This is a genomic window from Streptomyces sp. NPDC020379 (assembly GCF_044387105.1).
In the GTDB taxonomy this organism is placed as follows: domain Bacteria; phylum Actinomycetota; class Actinomycetes; order Streptomycetales; family Streptomycetaceae; genus Streptomyces.
Genome location: NZ_JBIRVR010000008.1, coordinates 37,023 through 53,832 on the forward strand (window position 1 = coordinate 37,023; position 16,810 = coordinate 53,832).

Below are 16,810 nucleotides of genomic sequence, written 5' to 3' on the forward strand. Positions count from 1 at the left end.
TGCGATTCCTTGTGGATCGTGTGGCTGGGTAGCTCAGTTGGTACGAGCGTCCGCCTGAAAAGCGGAAGGTCGCCGGTTCGACCCCGGCCCCAGCCACGGTGAGCCCCCCGTCTTCGGATGGGGGGCTCAGTGTTTTTCCGGCTCGCTTTCCTGGCTCACTTTCCCGGCTCACTGTTTTCCCGGGGCGCCCTGGTGCCGCGCCTGGCCCGCCCTCCGCGAAGCCCGCCGCCCAGGCGTGCGCGCCCCCGTCCGCCCCCGCCCCCGGCGGAAATCGGTTCGCCGGTTCCGTGCGGCTGGTGCGATCCTGGGGTTCGTATGTCTACGCAGCCTGCCTCCGCCACCGCCGACCTCGCCGCGCGCCTGTCCGAGCTCTCCCTGCGCGACGCGCAGCGGCTCGGTCGCAGGCTGGAAGGCGCCCGCCGGATCCGTAAGCCCGAGGCCCGCTCGGCCGTGCACGCCGAGATCGCGGCCGAGATCGAACAGGCCGAAGGGCGCATCGCGCGGCGGCGCGCCGCCGTGCCCGCGGTCACCTACCCCGACCAGCTGCCGGTCAGCCAGAAAAAGGACGACATCCTCGAGGCGATCCGCGACCACCAGGTCGTGATCGTCGCGGGCGAGACCGGCTCCGGCAAGACCACGCAGATCCCCAAGATCTGCCTGGAGCTCGGCCGTGGCCTCCGGGGCCTCATCGGACACACCCAGCCGCGCCGGATCGCCGCCCGTACGGTCGCGGAGCGGGTCGCCGAGGAGCTGCGGACGCCGCTGGGCGAGGCGGTCGGCTGGAAGGTCCGCTTCACCGACCAGGTCGGCGGCGACACCCTCGTCAAGCTGATGACGGACGGCATCCTGCTCGCCGAGATCCAGACGGACCGCGAGCTGCGCCAGTACGACACGATCATCATCGACGAGGCGCACGAGCGCAGCCTCAACATCGACTTCATCCTCGGCTACCTCGCCCAGCTGCTGCCGCGCCGCCCCGACCTCAAGGTCGTCATCACCTCGGCGACCATCGACCCGGAGCGCTTCTCCCGGCACTTCGGCGACGCGCCGATCATCGAGGTCAGCGGCCGTACGTATCCGGTGGAGGTGCGCTACCGCCCGCTGCTGGAGGAGGACTCCACCGACGCCGACCGCGATCAGATCACCGCGATCTGCGACGCGGTGGACGAGCTCCAGCGGGAGGGCGACGGGGACATACTCGTCTTCCTCTCCGGCGAGCGGGAGATCCGCGACACGGCGGACGCGCTGGAGAAGAAGAAGCTGCGGTCCACGGAGATCCTCCCGCTGTACGCGCGGCTGTCGCACGCCGAGCAGCACCGGGTCTTCCAGCGCCACTCCGGCCGCCGTGTCGTCCTCGCGACGAACGTCGCCGAGACGTCACTGACCGTGCCGGGCATCCGCTATGTGATCGACCCCGGGTTCGCCCGCATCTCCCGCTACAGCCACCGCACGAAGGTCCAGCGGCTGCCGATCGAGCCGGTCTCGCAGGCCAGCGCCAATCAGCGCAAGGGCCGCTGCGGCCGTACGAGCGACGGCATCTGCATCCGGCTGTACTCGGAGGACGACTTCCTCTCCCGGCCGGAATTCACGGACGCCGAGATCCTCCGTACGAACCTCGCCTCCGTCATCCTCCAGATGACCGCGGCCGGGCTCGGGGACATCGAGCGATTCCCCTTCATCGACCCGCCGGACCGCCGCAACATCAAGGACGGCGTCGACCTGCTCCATGAGCTGGGGGCGCTCGATCCGAAGGAGAAGGACCACAAGAAGCGGCTGACCCCGCTCGGCCGCAAGCTCTCGCAGCTGCCCGTGGACCCGCGGCTGGCCCGCATGGTGCTGGAGGCCGACCGCAACGGCTGCGTCCGCGAGGTCATGGTGATCGCGGCAGCGCTGTCGATCCAGGACCCGCGGGAGCGGCCCTCGGAGAAGCAGCAGCAGGCCGATCAGCAGCACGCGCGGTTCAAGGACGAGACGAGCGACTTCCTCGCCTTCCTCAATCTGTGGCGCTATGTGCGTGAACAGCAGAAGGCCCTGTCGTCGTCGGCCTTCCGGCGCATGTGCAAGTCGGAGTTCCTGAACTATCTGCGGATACGCGAATGGCAGGACATCTACTCCCAGCTGCGGACGGTCGCCAAGCAGATGGGCGTCCACCTCGCCGAGGAGGACGCGCCGGAGGACCGCGTACATCAGTCGCTGCTGGCCGGATTGCTGTCGCACATCGGCCTGAAGGACACCGAGAAGAACGAATACCTCGGCGCCCGCAGCGCCAAGTTCGCGATTTTCCCGGGCTCCGCGCTCTTCAAGAAGCAGCCGCGCTGGATCATGTCGGCGGAGCTGGTGGAGACCTCGCGGCTGTGGGCGCGGGTCAATGCCAAGGTCGAGCCGGAGTGGATCGAGCCGCTCGCCGAGCACCTGGTGAAGCGCAACTACAGCGAGCCGCACTGGGAGCAGAAACAGGCCGCGGTCATGGCGTACGAGCGGGTCACGCTCTACGGCGTGCCGATCGTGGCGCAGCGGAAGGTCAACTACGGGCGCATCGACCCGGAGACCAGCCGTGAGCTCTTCATCCGCAACGCCCTGGTGGAGGGCGACTGGCGCACCCACCATCAGTTCTTCCACGACAACCGCAAGCTGCTCGGCGAGGTCGAGGAGCTGGAGCACCGCGCCCGCCGCCGCGACATCCTGGTGGACGACGAGACGCTCTTCGACTTCTACGACCAGCGGCTGCCCGAACACGTCGTCTCGGGCGCGCATTTCGACTCCTGGTGGAAGCACAAGCGCCGGGACGAGCCGGAGTTGCTCAATTTCGAGCACTCCATGCTCATCAACGAGAACGCCGAGGCGGTCACCAAGGACGACTACCCGGACTCCTGGCGGCAGGGCCGGCTGAAGTTCAAGGTGACCTATCAGTTCGAGCCGGGCGCGGACGCGGACGGCGTGACCGTCCACATCCCGCTCCAGGTGCTCAACCAGGTCTCGGCCGAGGGCTTCGACTGGCAGATCCCGGGTCTGCGCGAGGACCTGGTGACCGAGCTGATCCGCTCGCTGCCCAAGCCGATCCGGCGGAACTACGTCCCGGCGCCGAACTACGCCAAGGCGTTCCTGGACCGCGCGGTGCCCCTCCAGGAGCCGCTGACCACCACGCTGACGCGCGAGCTCCAGCGGATGGTGGGCGTGCGGATGGAGGCGGAGGACTTCGATCTCGGCAAGGTCCCGGACCACCTGAAGATCACTTTCCGGATCGTCGACGAGCGCAAGCGCAAGATCGCGGAGGACAAGGACCTGGAGGCGCTGCGGATCCGCCTCAAGCCCAAGACCCAGGCCGCGATCACCAAGGCGTTCGAGAAGGCCGCCGAGGCCCCGGGCGAGGGCGGCGCGGCGCGCGCCCCGGAGCAGCGCTCGGGGATCACTCAGTGGACCATCGGGACGCTCCAGCGCACCTTCGAGACGCGCCGGGCCGGGCAGCCGGTCAAGGCGTACCCCGCGCTGGTGGACGAGGGCAGCTCGGTCGCGGTGCGGCTCTTCGACACCGAGGCGGAGCAGCAGGAGGCGATGTGGCGGGGCACCCGCCGTCTCATCCTGCTCAACCTCCCCTCCAATCCCGCGAAATTCGCTCAGGACAAGCTCAGCAACCAGCAGAAGCTCGCCCTGTCGCGGAATCCGCACGGCTCCATCCCGGCCCTCTTCGAGGACTGCGTGGCCGGCGCCGCGGACAAGCTCATCGCGCTGCGCGGCGGCCCGGCCTGGGACGAGGAGTCCTTCCGGAAGCTCTTCGACGCGGTGCGGGCCGACATCGTCGACGCGACGCTGGACACCATCCGCAAGGTGCAGGAGGTGCTGGCGGCCTGGCAGGCGTGCGAGCGGCGGCTGAAGGCGACAACGTCGCTGGTGCTCGTGCCCTCCCTCACGGACGTCAAGGAGCAGCTGGCGGCGCTGATCAAGCCGGGCTTCGTGACCGAGCACGGCGTGCGCAGGCTGCCGGACCTGCTGCGCTATCTGGTGGCCGCCGACCGCCGGCTGACGCAGATGCCCACCAACGCGGAGCGGGACCGCGCGCGGATGGCGAAGGTCAAGGACATGCAGGACGAGTACGCCTGGCTGCTGGAGCAGTTCCCCAAGGGGAGGCCGGTGCCGCGGGAGGCGCGCGAGGTGCGCTGGATGATCGAGGAGCTGCGGGTCAGCTATTTCGCCCACGCCCTCGGCACGGCGTATCCGGTCTCGGACAAGCGGATCGTGAAGGCCATCGATCAGCTGGCTCCTTGAGGCGTGCGGGGCGGTCCGGGCGCGCTCCCGGACCGTCCTCCGCGCTTCGCCGGAGACCGGGTTCGACCACACCCCCTGACCTGCTGTAGAGTCTGTCTCGCAGCACCGCGAGAGCGGGAAAGCACAAGGTCCTGTGGAGCAGTTTGGAGTGCTCGCCACCCTGTCAAGGTGGAGGCCGCGGGTTCAAATCCCGTCAGGACCGCAGTAGAGTCGGAGCCCGCATCCTCGCCGGATGCGGGCTCCACTGTTTGCGCGACAGCCCTCGCGCCAAGGCCAAGTCCCCCTCGCAGCACGCCATTCACGGCCCGGATCCCGTCCCCGAGGATCCGGGCCGTTTTTCATCCGATTCGCATCCGACCTTGACTGGGACACGTGCCAGGGGTACTCAGGCAGTGGAGGTGCTGCGCTCCATGACGACGACCACCCGGACCGAGCCCAAGCGGACCGAGATCATCCGGCACGAGACGAGGGCGCTGCTGCGCGCCCATCTGGCGGCCGCTTCGGGATATCGCCATCTGACCCGGCACTGCGCCGTGTGCCACCGCCTCCTGCGGCTCGCCCAGGAGGCGGCCGGCGCGCCCCGGGGCGACGCCGGGGCCGGCGAGGACATAGGTCCTGCCGAAGAGTGACCAACGACGGCCGCACCTGGGGCAGTCGGATGCGAGGCTTGAGGCAGCACCTGGACCTCCGGTCCAATACCGCAGCAGTACGGTGAGTGACAAGCGCGTTGCGCTGTGACGGGAGTCACCGAAAGACTTTCCGTAGTGACGGAACTTACCCCTCACCTACAACGGGTCAATTTAATATGTGCAATTGCACCTCACCCGAAAGGGTCCGGTGGACATCCGGAGTCCGCTCCGCGCCGCGCGCGAGAAGCACGGGAGGCCGGACGGAGAGCGCTCGGGGACGACCCGGGGCCGGATACAAAAAGATCGCGCTGGACCCGGCGGAGTCCAGCGCGATCGACGACTCGCCCAAGTCGGTGGGCAAGGAACCTGTTGGGGCAGGTCCCCCTGTCGTGTGAAGCTCTGTGGTGCGTTGTGGGCGTCGGACCGGGTTGGGGGCCCCGGAAAACGCCCGGCAGTGCGCTATACGGTGGTTCAGGCCTCGCTGCGCTGCTGCGGAATGCCCGCCAGCAGTGCGCGGACCTCCGCTTCGCGATAGCGGCGGTGTCCTCCGAGCGTGCGGATGGACGTGAGCTTGCCTGCCTTGGCCCAGCGGGTCACGGTCTTCGGGTCCACGCGGAACATCGTGGCAACCTCAGCCGGGGTCAGCAGCGGCTCGGCATCAGGGGTGCGAGCGGTCATGAGCGGCCTCCTCGGGAGAACCGGACTTGGAGTCGGTTCTTTCCTCTAAATTCTGCACCTTGACCCACGTTGCCCGAAATGGCGGACGCGGGCCGAGTCGGTTATAGGACGAACGGCTTGTCCTCGGCACTACAACTACACCATCTGTCCAGCCACGTCGGCCAAACCGATGGAATTGCCCTCTCAGGTGTTCAACCTCGACGGAAGCCGATGGACCATGCCATAGCGGACAGTCACGCCATCGTGACGATCAGTCACAGTGGGATCAGGGGTCATCAGACCCGCCAAGGAGCGCAATACCGATCTATCCGCCCTTAGTTGGACGGAAGGAGCCCTTCCTGGACTCCTTGTCCTATTTTGCCACGAGGGTGGGCGATGGGCGCAAGACCTGACGTAAGTGCGTTAGGTCACGGTTGCGGCAATGGCCCGGATCGGGACCTAGGTCCCCCGCACCCGCCTCAGCAGCCCCGACCTTCCCTCAAGCCCCGGTATGGGACTTCAGTTCGCATACTGACGGTTCCGCACGGCGCTCCAACGCTCCGTCAGCCGTTCGTACGCCTCGCCCGCCCGGGCGCCGTCCCCCTCGCGCAGCGCCGCCAGCCCCTCCGCGGTGTCACCGGCCGAGTGGTCCCCCGCGAGATCAGCCTCGGGCACCATGTGCACCAGCCCGCCGTAGTCCAGCTCCACCAGGGAGCGCGGATGGAACTCCTCCAGCCAGCGCCCCACGTCCACCAGGCCGTCGATCAGCGGGCCCTCGTCGATCGCGTCCTTCAGCGTCCGCAGGCCGCGCGCCACCCGTCGTCTGGCCTCCACCATGGGCGTGCGGTAGCGCAGGACGAGCCCCTCCCGGCCCGGCTCGCAGCCCTTGCCGTACTCCCGCTCCTCGTCCGCGAAGAGGACGAACCAGCGCAGCGGCACCTGCCAGGTCGCGGTGCGGATCCACGGCCGGGCGTCGGGGTTGCGCTCCTGCCAGCGCTCGTAGTCCGCCTCCGCCTGGCGGCGCACCACGGGCGGCAGCGCCGCGTCCAGGACCGGCGCGGGCAGGCTCTCGGCCAGCCCCTCCAGCGCCAGCCAGCCGCGCAGCCGGGTGCGCCAGGGGCAGACGCACAGGACCCCGTCCTGGAAGGCGACGAACGCGTCGCCGCTCTCGTGCACCGGCACCGGCACGGGGGGCGTGGGCAGCAGATCGGCGAGCGACCTGCGGAGTTCGTCCTGGACGCCCGGGAGCGACTCGCGGCGGGCGTAGCGCGCCCAGTGGCCGCGTTCGGGTTCCGGGAAGGCGCCCAGGGGCTCGTAGACCCGCAGATACGCCGCGTACGGGACGGTCACCGACGACGCCAACCCCACACCCGCTCCCTCGAACCGCCCGGACTCCCCGGGGAGTTGCCCAGCACTCCCCCGTGCTGTCCAGATCGTCCCATGGCGTCGCACCCCGGGAGAGTGATCCTCGGCACCGGACCCGTCCCGCGGCCCCCCAGGTCTTACCCTCGTCCCAACCGGCCCTCCACCACCCCCGGAGGGCGACCTCCGCGACATATGGAGTCACCACAGTGACTGACGTACGTCCCAGCAATGGCGTTGACGACGTGCTCCACACCCTGTTCCGATCGGACCGGGGCGGCCACGAGCAAGTCGTGCTCTGCCAGGACCGCGAGAGCGGCCTCAAGGCCGTGATCGCCCTGCACTCCACCGCCCTGGGCCCGGCCCTCGGCGGCACCCGCTTCTATCCGTACGCCTCCGACGAGGCGGCCGTGCGGGACGCGCTCAACCTCGCCCGCGGCATGTCGTACAAGAACGCCCTGGCCGGGCTCGACCACGGCGGCGGCAAGGCCGTGATCATAGGTGACCCCGAAACGGTGAAGAGCGAGCAATTGCTGCTCGCCTACGGTCGGTTCGTGGCGTCTCTGGGCGGTCGCTATGTCACCGCGTGCGATGTCGGCACGTACGTGCGGGACATGGACGTCATCGCCCGAGAGTGCCGCTGGACCACCGGCCGCTCCCCCGAGAACGGCGGCGCGGGCGACTCCTCCGTGCTCACCGCCTTCGGCGTCTTCCAGGGCATGCGCGCCGCCGCGCAGACCCAGTGGGGCGAGCCGACGCTGCGCGGCCGCCGGGTCGGCGTCGCCGGTGTCGGCAAGGTGGGGCACCACCTCGTGGAGCACCTGATCGAGGACGGCGCCGAGGTCGTCATCACCGATGTGCGCGCCGAGGCCGTCGAGCGGATCACCGCCCGGCACCCGCGGGTCACCTCCGTCGCCACCGCCGACGTGCTCGTGCGCAGCCCCCTCGACGTCTACGCCCCCTGTGCCCTCGGCGGCGCGCTGAACGACGAGACCGTGGCCGCTCTGACCGCCACCGTGGTCTGCGGCGCGGCCAACAACCAGCTCGCCCACCCGGGCGTCGAGAAGGATCTCGCCGACCGCGGCATCCTCTACGCCCCGGACTACGTGGTGAACGCCGGCGGCGTGATCCAGGTGGCCGATGAGCTGCACGGCTTCGACTTCGACCGGGCGAAGGCCAAGGCGACCGAGATCTTCGCCACGACGCTGGCCATATTCGAGCGCGCCAAGGCGGACGGCATCCCGCCCGCCGCCGCGGCCGACCGGCTCGCCGAGCAGCGCATGGCGGAGGCCCGCGCCGCCGCTCCTGTCGGCACCCGCTGAATTACCGGCCGGTAGCCACGGGCCCGTCCCGGCCCGTGGCCCGGCCGTACGCCCGGTGCCCGCACAGCGGTCGGAGGGTTGCCACAGGGACCACCCCGGCCGGCCACCCGGGCAGAAAGGGAGAGATCCCTCACCACCCATCGGCGGGTCGGCGCACAAGACACGTTAAAATCGCAGCTGACCAGCGGGGACGGGGCTCCCCACGGGTTGTGTGACGTGGCACGTCCTGCGGGCGACGTACCGTATGGCCGCGGAAGCAGGTACCGTTGAAGCCCTACAGGCCGGACACCTCACCGAGGGTCCGCTCTGACTCATGAACGTGAACGCGTGTCAAGACTCTGGGGCCGTCGAGCCCCGTCACTGAGGGGGTCGAGCCATGGGGCGCGGCCGGGCCAAGGCCAAGCAGACAAAGGTCGCCCGCCAGCTGAAGTACAACAGCGGCGGGACCGATCTCTCACGTCTGGCCAATGAGCTGGGCGCATCGCCGACGACGAAGCAGCCGCCGAACAGCGAGCCGCTCGACAAGGACGATGAGCTGGACGACGATCCGTACGCCCAGTATGCGGAGCGTTACAACCACGAGGACGAGGACGAGCAATCGCCCGATCACTCCTCGACATACCGTCGCCGCGCTTGACGCCGTAACACCCACCGACCCGGTCCGGGGCCTGCCCACGGACCGGGTTCTGTGCTGCCCGGCGCCGGATTCCCCGGCCCCGCGCGGGCAGTGACCCACCGGCCCCGGAGCGCCCTGCGGCCCCGGGACCCGTGGGTCCGTGCATGTCAGCTCGCGTACTCACCGGTCAGAGCCACGGCCTCGGTGTGGTCCCCGCGCTCGGTGATCTCGCCGGCCACCCAGGACTCCACGCCCCGGTCGGCGAAGGTCGCGAGCGCGACGTCCACGGACTCCTGCGGCACGACCGCGATCATGCCGACGCCCATGTTGAGCGTCTTCTCCAGCTCCGGGCGCTCGACCTCGCCCAGCCGGCCGACCAGGTCGAAGACCGCGCCGGGTGCCCAGGTCGAGCGGTCGACGGTGGCGTGCAGCCCGGCCGGGATCACCCGGGCCAGGTTGTTCGCGAGCCCGCCGCCGGTGATGTGCGAGAAGGCGTGCACCTCGGCCGTGCGGGTGAGGGCGAGGCAGTCGAGCGAATAGATCTTGGTGGGCTCCAGCAGCTCCTCGCCGAGGGTGCGGCCGAACTCCTCCACCTCGCGGTCCAGCTCCCAGCCCGCGCGGTCGAACAGCACATGGCGGACCAGCGAGTACCCGTTCGAGTGAAGTCCGGACGAGGCCATCGCGATGACGGCGTCACCCGTACGGATGCGATCCGCGCCCAGCACCCGGTCGGCCTCGACCACACCGGTGCCCGCGCCTGCCACGTCGAAGTCGTCCGCGGCGAGCAGCCCGGGGTGCTCGGCGGTCTCGCCGCCGACCAGCGCGCAGCCCGCGAGGACGCAGCCCTCCGCGATGCCCTTGACGATCGCGGCGACCCGCTCCGGATAGACCTTGCCGACGCAGATGTAGTCGGTCATGAACAGCGGCTCGGCGCCGCAGACCACCAGGTCGTCCACGACCATGCCGACCAGGTCGTGGCCGATGGTGTCGTAGACCCCCATCCGGCGGGCGATGTCGACCTTCGTGCCGACGCCGTCGGTCGCGGAGGCGAGCAGCGGCCGCTCGTACCGCTTCAGCGCGCTCGCGTCGAAGAGCCCGGCGAAGCCGCCGAGGCCACCGACGACCTCCGGACGGGTGGCCTTCTTCACCCACTTCTTCATGAGCTCGACGGCGAGATCGCCGGCTTCGATGTCGACGCCCGCGCTCGCGTAGCTGGCACCAGTGCCCGGCGGCGTAGCGGCCTCAAAAGATTCAGCAGACATGACGTTGAGATCTTTCGTGTCGTTCGGTACTACGGGGGCGTTACGGGCGGCGGAGCGCGTCGGCGGCGTCCGTGCCGCCGGCCAGCTCGGTCTCCAGGAGCTGCTTGCCGAGAAGCTCGGGGTCGGGCAGCGGCATGGGGTATTCGCCGTCGAAGCAGGCGCGGCACAGATCCGGCTTGGCGATGGTGGTCGCCTCGATCATGCCGTCGAGCGAGATGTAGGCGAGGGAGTCCGCGCCCAGCGACTTGCCGATCTCCTCGACCGTCATGCCGTTGGCGATCAGCTCGGCGCGGGTCGCGAAGTCGATACCGAAGAAGCAGGGCCACTTCACCGGCGGCGAGGAGATCCGCACGTGCACCTCGGCGGCGCCCGCCTCGCGGAGCATCCGCACCAGGGCGCGCTGGGTGTTGCCGCGGACGATCGAGTCGTCGACGACCACCAGGCGCTTGCCCCGGATGACCTCCTTGAGGGGGTTGAGCTTGAGCCGGATGCCGAGCTGGCGGATGGTCTGGCTCGGCTGGATGAAGGTCCGGCCGACGTAGGAGTTCTTCACCAGGCCGGTGCCGTACGGGATGCCGCTGGCCTCGGCGTAACCGACGGCGGCCGGCGTACCGGACTCCGGAGTCGGTATCACCAGGTCGGCCTCGACGGGGGCCTCGGCGGCGAGCCTGCGGCCCATCTCCACCCGGGAGAGATAGACGTTGCGGCCCGCGATGTCGGTGTCGGGGCGCGCGAGATAGACGTATTCGAAGACGCAGCCCTTGGGCTTCGCCTCCGCGAAGCGGGAGCTCCGCAGGCCGTTCTCGTCGATGGCGATCAGCTCGCCGGGCTCCACCTCGCGGACGAAGGTGGCGCCGCAGATGTCGAGGGCGGCGGTCTCGGAGGCCACCACCCAGCCGCGCTCCAGGCGGCCGAGGACCAGCGGGCGGATGCCCTGCGGGTCGCGGGCGGCGTAGAGGGTGTGCTCGTTCATGAAGACGAGGCAGAAGGCGCCCTGGACGTCCGGGAGGACCTTGGTGGCCGCTTCCTCGATCGTCAGCGGCTTGCCGTCCGCGTCGGTCTGGCCCGCGAGCAGGGCCGTGACCAGGTCGGTGTCGTTGGTCGCGGCGACCTGGGTGGCCCGGCCGTTCTCCTTGGGGAGGGCGGCGACCATCTCGGCGAGCTGGGCGGTGTTGACCAGATTGCCGTTGTGGCCGAGCGCGATCGAGCCGTTGGCGGTCGCGCGGAACGTCGGCTGCGCGTTCTCCCACACCGAGGCTCCGGTGGTGGAGTAGCGGGCGTGACCGACCGCGATATGGCCCTGGAGGGAGCCGAGGGAGGTCTCGTCGAAGACCTGGGAGACAAGCCCCATGTCCTTGAAGACCAGGATCTGGGAGCCGTTGCTCACTGCGATGCCCGCGGACTCCTGTCCACGGTGCTGCAGGGCATACAGCCCGAAATAGGTGAGCTTGGCGACCTCTTCACCCGGAGCCCAGACACCGAAGACGCCGCAAGCGTCCTGGGGGCCCTTCTCGCCGGGGAGCAGGTCGTGGTTGAGTCGTCCATCACCACGAGGCACACCTCGAGTCTATGGCAGGCGCGAGGTTCATCCGAACCGGGGATGACCAGGGATGGCTCACACCACGGACAGCCACCCGGCGCGCACAGCGCATCACCTTTTCCGCTCAGGTGAGTTACCGCCCGGCCCTGCTCGGATGAGCACTCATGTGAGCAGCGGCAAGTGATCGGTGAGATCGGCGCGTTCACCGCTCGCGGAGACCGTGGCGGCGTCCAGGGCGGTGGCCCAGTCCGTACGGCCGGTGGCGAGCCGGATCCAGGTGAGTGGGTCGGTCTCGACCACGTTGGGCGGCGTGCCGCGGGTGTGCTTGGGGCCCTCCACGCACTGCACGACCGCGAACGGCGGCACGCGGACCTCCACGGAACCGCCGGGCGCCTTGAGGGCCAGCGCGTCGGCCAGCAGGCGGGTGACGGCGGCCAGGGCCTGCCGGTCGTACGGGATGCCGACGCCGAGCGCGGCGGCCAGGTCGTCGCTGTGCACGACGAGTTCGACGCACCGGGTGACCAGCAGGTCGTCCAGGCGCATGGCGCCGGGCCGGGCGTTCAGGAGGCGCTCCGCGGGCACACCGGAGCTCAGTTCGGCGAAACGGTCCGCCGCACGGCCGAGGAGGCCCACGGGGTCCTCGGAGGCGGCCACTTCACGTACGGAGGTGTCGACGCGCGCCGCGTGGCCGGCCGTGGCGAACGGCCACTCGGCGAGCGTGATCTCCCGTGCCGGGGGCGCGGGTTGCGCGAGCCCGTCACCGACGGAGCGGACGCCCAGGGCGATATGGGTGACCAGCTCCCGTACGGTCCAGTCGCCGAGCCGCGTGGGCAGCGCGAACCGGCCCTCGTCGAGAGCCCCGACGACGGCACGCACATGGTCGAGCTGCGCGAGGACGGCCGTGCGCGTCCTCGCGAGGTCGTAGGTCCGGGCACGCTTGCGCTGAGCGGTGGGCATGGGGGGATCTTTCCCCTGCCCGCCCCTCTGCCACAACCGGGCTTCGCCCGGACGGGCTCCGCGGTCGCCGGGCGGGCCGGAGGACCCGGCCCGCCCGGCGGCCGTCGGGTCAGGCCAGCAGCGCCGGGATGGTCGCCTCGTGCGCCGCGCGCAGTTCGGCGAGCGGGAGCTCGAAGTGACCCTGGATGTCGATCACTTCGCCGTCCACCACACCGATGCGGGCGGCCGGGAGGCCGCGCGCGCCGCACATGTCGCTGAAGCGGAGCTCCTCGCTCCGGGGGACGGCGACGACCGCGCGGCCCGCCGACTCCGAGAACAGGAACACAAAGGGGTCCAGTCCGTCGGGGACGACGATCCGTGCGCCCTTGCCGCCGCGCAGGCACGACTCGGCGAGGGCCTGGATCAGACCGCCGTCGGAGAGGTCGTGCGCCGCGTCGACCATGCCGTCGCGCGAGGCGGCGATCAGGATCTCGGCGAGCAGCCGCTCGCGCTCCAGGTCCACGGCCGGCGGCAGCCCGCCGAGGTGCTCGTGGACCACCTGGGACCAGGCCGAACCGCCCAGTTCCTCCTTGGTGTCACCCAGGAGGTAGAGCAGGTGGCCCTCCTGGGAGAAGGCCATCGGCGTACGGCGGTTGACGTCGTCGATCACACCGAGCACCGCGACCACGGGGGTCGGGTGGATGGCCGTCTCGCCCGTCTGGTTGTAGAGCGAGACATTGCCGCCGGTGACCGGCGTGCCCAGCGTGAGGCAGCCGTCCGCCAGGCCGCGGGTGGCCTCGGCGAACTGCCACATGACGGCCGGGTCCTCGGGCGAGCCGAAGTTCAGGCAGTCCGAGATCGCGAGCGGGCGGGCACCGGTGGCGGCGACGTTGCGGTACGCCTCGGCGAGCGCGAGCTGGGCTCCCGTGTACGGGTCGAGCTTGGTGTAGCGGCCGTTGCCGTCGGTCGCCACCGCGACGCCGAGGCCGGTGTTCTCGTCGATGCGGACCATGCCCGAGTCCTCGGGCTGTGCCAGCACCGTGTTGCCCTGCACGAAGCGGTCGTACTGCTCCGTGATCCAGGACTTCGACGCCTGGTTCGGCGAGGAGACGACCTTGAGGACCTGCTCGCGCAGCTCGTCGGCGGTCGCCGGACGGGCCAGCTTGTTCGCGTCGTCGGCCTGGAGGGCGTCCTGCCACTCCGGTCGCGCGTACGGCCGCTCGTAGACCGGCCCCTCGTGCGCCACCGTGCGCGGCGGCACGTCCACGATCTGCTCGCCGTGCCAGAAGATCTCCAGCCGCTCGCCGTCGGTCACTTCACCGATGACGGTGGCGATGACGTCCCACTTCTCGCAGATCTCCATGAAGCGGGCGACCTTGCCGGGCTCCACGACGGCGCACATGCGCTCCTGCGACTCGCTCATGAGGATCTCCTCGGGCGAGAGGGAGGAGTCGCGCAGCGGCACGGTGTCCAGCTCGACGCGCATGCCCCCGGAGCCGGCGCTGGCCAGCTCGCTGGTGGCGCAGGACAGACCGGCGCCACCGAGGTCCTGGATGCCGTCGACCAGGTGCTCGCGGAAGATCTCCAGGGTGCACTCGATGAGGAGCTTCTCCTGGAAGGGGTCGCCGACCTGGACGGCGGGGCGCTTGGCGGGGCCGGTGGAGTCGAAAGTCTCCGAGGCGAGCACGGAGACACCGCCGATACCGTCGCCGCCCGTGCGGGCGCCGTAGAGGATGACCTTGTTGCCCGCGCCGGACGCCTTGGCCAGGTGGATGTCCTCGTGCTTCATCACGCCCACGCAGAGGGCGTTGACCAGCGGGTTTCCCTGGTAGCAGGAGTCGAAGACGACCTCGCCGCCGATGTTGGGCAGGCCCAGGCAGTTGCCGTAGCCGCCGATGCCCGCGACGACGCCCGGCAGGACGCGCTTGGTGTCGGGGTGGTCGGCGGCGCCGAAGCGCAGCGGGTCCATGACGGCGACCGGGCGGGCGCCCATGGCGAGGATGTCGCGGACGATGCCGCCGATGCCGGTGGCCGCGCCCTGGTAGGGCTCGATGTACGAGGGGTGGTTGTGCGACTCGACCTTGAAGGTGACCGCGTAGCCCTGGCCGACGTCGACGACACCGGCGTTCTCGCCGATGCCGACGAGCATGGCGTCGCTCTCGGGAGCCTTCTCGCCGAACTGCCTCAGGTGGACCTTGCTGCTCTTGTAGGAGCAGTGCTCGGACCACATCACGCTGTACATCGCCAGCTCGGCGCCGGTGGGCCGGCGGCCGAGGATCTCGCGGATGCGGGCGTACTCATCCGGCTTCAGCCCCAGCTCGGCCCACGGCTGTGCGGCGTCGGGGGTCTCACCGGCGTGCTTGACGGTGTCGAGAGTCATGCTGCGCGCCCTTCATTCGCTTCTCCGCCCGCGCGGCGCAGAGGCGCGGCTTTCGTGTACGTCTGCGGCTGAGCGGCCGCGCGCGCGTCGCTCATGAGTTGACCAGCTTCTTCAAGATCGAAGTGAAGAACCCGAGCCCATCCGTACGGCCGGTGCCGACGAGCGGCTCCACCGCGTGCTCCGGGTGCGGCATGAGGCCCACGACATTGCCCGCGGCGTTGGTGATGCCGGCGATGTCGCGGAGCGAGCCGTTGGGGTTGACGTCCAGGTACCGGAAGGCGACGCGGCCCTCCGCCTCCAGCTCGTCGAGGGTGCGCTCGTCGGCCACGTAGCGGCCGTCGATGTTCTTCAGCGGGACGGAGATCTCCTGGCCCGCCTCGTAGTCGGAGGTCCAGGCGGTGTCCGCGTTCTCCACCCGCAGCTTCTGGTCGCGGCAGATGAAGTGCAGGTGGTTGTTGCGCAGCATCGCGCCGGGCAGCAGGTGGGACTCGGTGAGGACCTGAAAGCCGTTGCAGATACCGAGGACCGGCAGGCCCTCCCGGGCGCCCTCGACGACCTTCTCCATGACGGGCGAGAAGCGGGAAATGGCGCCCGCGCGCAGATAGTCGCCGTAGGAGAAGCCGCCGGGCAGGATCACGGCATCGACCTGTTTGAGGTCTTTGTCGCGATGCCACAGCGATACGGGTTCGAGCCCGGCGATACGGACGGCGCGCTGGGTGTCGCGGTCGTCCAGAGTGCCGGGGAAGGTGATGACTCCTACACGAGCAGTCATCGGGCTTCTCCGTCGACCTTCACGGTGAAGTCCTCGATCACGGTGTTGGCGAGAAACGTTTCCGCCATCTCGTGGATGCGGGCGAGGGCGGCATCGTCGACCGGACCCTCCACCTCGAGTTCAAAGCGCTTGCCCTGACGGACGTCGGCGATCCCCGCAAAACCCAGGCGTGGCAGCGCGCGCTGCACCGCCTGCCCCTGCGGGTCGAGGATCTCCGGCTTGAGCATGACGTCGACTACGACGCGTGCCACTGGCACTCCCGGTGGTGTGGTGCGTGAGCTGAAGCGGTGGTGCCAGAGTACAGTCCCAAAAAATCTACGCGCATAGATATGACGGCCGCCCTGTCACGTTTACGCATCGACACAGGAAGAATCCGGGGAAAATCGCGGAAAAAATGTACGGTCCTGATTGCCGGGGCCACGCCGACCGAATTAAGTGGGCTTCCATTTTCAATGGCCTTCGTTGTACAAATGAATAATCATTGATCCGGAACAACCGGAACCCTCGCGTCACCGCAGAACGACGGGGTGACGCCCGCTGAAAGGACCGATATTCGTGGCACAGCGCGTAGTGGTCACGCTCTCCGATGACATCGACGGCGGGGAAGCCGCGGAGACGGTCTCCTTCGGCCTCGACGGCAAGTCGTACGAGATCGACCTCAACACTGCCAATGCGAAGAAACTGCGCGTCACCCTCGCGCGGTACGTGGAGGCCGGCCGCAAGCAGTCCCGCTCCGGCAAGGTCTACCGCCGCACCTCCGTGGCACCCGACCCCTCCGCGGTGCGCGCCTGGGCCCGCTCCCACGGCATGGACGTACCGCCGCGCGGCCGCATCCCCAAGCGGGTCTACGAAGCCTTCAACGCCGCCGACTGACCGAGTTGCCAAGCACCCCTGTTGATCAGCTAGAGTCTGGATCACGCCGAGGGGAACGGACGGGAAACCGCCGGGACTTCGGGGTCACGCGGGTGTAGCTCAGTAGTAGAGCGCCCCCTTTCCAAGGGGGAGGCGCAGTGTGCGATTCCTGTCACCCGCTCTGATCGTTCCGACGGTCGTCCCACATCTGTGGACCGG

General features: G+C 69.5%; 13 protein-coding genes and 3 tRNA genes. 8 read left to right on the forward strand and 8 right to left on the reverse strand.

The genetic code is table 11. The features are described 5' to 3' along the window. The first annotated feature begins 22 nt into the window (after positions 1-22). The 4 genes from ACH427_RS12900 (at position 23) to ACH427_RS12915 (ending at position 4,892) form a co-directional block, all read left to right on the forward strand. Positions 23-96 (forward strand) — tRNA-Phe (locus ACH427_RS12900). A gap of 219 nt (positions 97-315) precedes the next feature. Further along, positions 316-4,263, forward strand: coding sequence for an ATP-dependent RNA helicase HrpA (gene hrpA / locus ACH427_RS12905; protein ID WP_398869493.1), 3,948 nt, complete (start codon positions 316-318; stop codon positions 4,261-4,263). Positions 4,264-4,390: 127 nt separating this feature from the next. Then, positions 4,391-4,465, forward strand: a tRNA-Asp gene (locus ACH427_RS12910). A 208-nt stretch (positions 4,466-4,673) separates the two neighbouring features. Next, positions 4,674-4,892, forward strand: coding sequence for a DUF6274 family protein (locus ACH427_RS12915; RefSeq protein WP_398869494.1), 219 nt, complete (start codon positions 4,674-4,676; stop codon positions 4,890-4,892). 471 nt (positions 4,893-5,363) lie between these two features. Here the strand turns inward: ACH427_RS12915 and bldC are convergent, their stop codons facing one another. After that, positions 5,364-5,570: a developmental transcriptional regulator BldC gene (gene bldC / locus ACH427_RS12920; protein WP_003949541.1), complete on the reverse strand. Its 207-nt coding sequence runs from the start codon at positions 5,568-5,570 to the stop codon at positions 5,364-5,366. A 498-nt stretch (positions 5,571-6,068) separates the two neighbouring features. Next, positions 6,069-6,917, reverse strand: coding sequence for a hypothetical protein (locus ACH427_RS12925; RefSeq protein ID WP_398869495.1), 849 nt, complete (start codon positions 6,915-6,917; stop codon positions 6,069-6,071). Between the two features lie 203 nt (positions 6,918-7,120). On the opposite strand from ACH427_RS12925, the gene ACH427_RS12930 reads away from it, so the two are divergent. Together ACH427_RS12930 and ACH427_RS12935 are read left to right on the forward strand one after the other, a co-directional pair. Then, complete coding sequence (locus ACH427_RS12930; protein WP_398869496.1) at positions 7,121-8,233, forward strand: Leu/Phe/Val dehydrogenase; 1,113 nt, start codon at positions 7,121-7,123, stop codon at positions 8,231-8,233. Between the two features lie 376 nt (positions 8,234-8,609). After that, positions 8,610-8,870: a DUF3073 domain-containing protein gene (locus tag ACH427_RS12935; protein WP_116212691.1), complete on the forward strand. Its 261-nt coding sequence runs from the start codon at positions 8,610-8,612 to the stop codon at positions 8,868-8,870. A 146-nt stretch (positions 8,871-9,016) separates the two neighbouring features. Here the strand turns inward: ACH427_RS12935 and purM are convergent, their stop codons facing one another. From purM to purS, 6 genes are all read right to left on the reverse strand, one after another. Beyond that, positions 9,017-10,111: a phosphoribosylformylglycinamidine cyclo-ligase gene (gene purM / locus ACH427_RS12940; protein WP_398869497.1), complete on the reverse strand. Its 1,095-nt coding sequence runs from the start codon at positions 10,109-10,111 to the stop codon at positions 9,017-9,019. A gap of 40 nt (positions 10,112-10,151) precedes the next feature. After that, positions 10,152-11,669 carry an amidophosphoribosyltransferase gene (gene purF / locus ACH427_RS12945; RefSeq protein ID WP_398869498.1) on the reverse strand — a complete coding sequence of 506 codons (1,518 nt, stop codon included), beginning with the start codon at positions 11,667-11,669 and terminating at the stop codon, positions 10,152-10,154. A gap of 144 nt (positions 11,670-11,813) precedes the next feature. Next, positions 11,814-12,608, reverse strand: coding sequence for a sterol carrier family protein (locus ACH427_RS12950; protein WP_398869499.1), 795 nt, complete (start codon positions 12,606-12,608; stop codon positions 11,814-11,816). 109 nt (positions 12,609-12,717) lie between these two features. Further along, positions 12,718-14,967, reverse strand: coding sequence for a phosphoribosylformylglycinamidine synthase subunit PurL (purL, locus tag ACH427_RS12955; RefSeq protein ID WP_398869500.1), 2,250 nt, complete (start codon positions 14,965-14,967; stop codon positions 12,718-12,720). Positions 14,968-15,058: 91 nt separating this feature from the next. Further along, complete coding sequence (purQ, locus tag ACH427_RS12960; protein WP_398869501.1) at positions 15,059-15,739, reverse strand: phosphoribosylformylglycinamidine synthase subunit PurQ; 681 nt, start codon at positions 15,737-15,739, stop codon at positions 15,059-15,061. Then, positions 15,736-15,990 (reverse strand): phosphoribosylformylglycinamidine synthase subunit PurS, encoded by a 255-nt coding sequence (purS, locus tag ACH427_RS12965; protein ID WP_116212697.1) that lies wholly within the window; start codon positions 15,988-15,990, stop codon positions 15,736-15,738. The genes purQ and purS overlap by 4 nt, the downstream gene beginning before the upstream one ends. 304 nt (positions 15,991-16,294) lie before the next feature. Here purS and ACH427_RS12970 point away from each other — a divergent pair, with 304 nt between their 5' ends. Next, positions 16,295-16,612 (forward strand): Lsr2 family protein, encoded by a 318-nt coding sequence (locus tag ACH427_RS12970; RefSeq protein WP_398869502.1) that lies wholly within the window; start codon positions 16,295-16,297, stop codon positions 16,610-16,612. An 88-nt stretch (positions 16,613-16,700) separates the two neighbouring features. Further along, a tRNA-Gly gene (locus ACH427_RS12975) sits at positions 16,701-16,772 on the forward strand. Positions 16,773-16,810 lie beyond the last annotated feature (38 nt).

Excerpts from the sequence above, each read along its gene's own strand:
- purQ (WP_398869501.1), bottom strand. The coding sequence starts at position 15,739 with ATGACTGCTCGTGTAGGAGTCATCACCTTCCCCGGCACTCTGGACGAC.
- bldC (WP_003949541.1), bottom strand. The coding sequence starts at position 5,570 with ATGACCGCTCGCACCCCTGATGCCGAGCCGCTGCTGACCCCGGCTGAG.
- purL (WP_398869500.1), bottom strand. The coding sequence starts at position 14,967 with ATGACTCTCGACACCGTCAAGCACGCCGGTGAGACCCCCGACGCCGCA.
- hrpA (WP_398869493.1), top strand. The coding sequence starts at position 316 with ATGTCTACGCAGCCTGCCTCCGCCACCGCCGACCTCGCCGCGCGCCTG.
- purM (WP_398869497.1), bottom strand. The coding sequence starts at position 10,111 with ATGTCTGCTGAATCTTTTGAGGCCGCTACGCCGCCGGGCACTGGTGCC.
- ACH427_RS12915 (WP_398869494.1), top strand. The coding sequence starts at position 4,674 with ATGACGACGACCACCCGGACCGAGCCCAAGCGGACCGAGATCATCCGG.
- ACH427_RS12950 (WP_398869499.1), bottom strand. The coding sequence starts at position 12,608 with ATGCCCACCGCTCAGCGCAAGCGTGCCCGGACCTACGACCTCGCGAGG.
- ACH427_RS12935 (WP_116212691.1), top strand. The coding sequence starts at position 8,610 with ATGGGGCGCGGCCGGGCCAAGGCCAAGCAGACAAAGGTCGCCCGCCAG.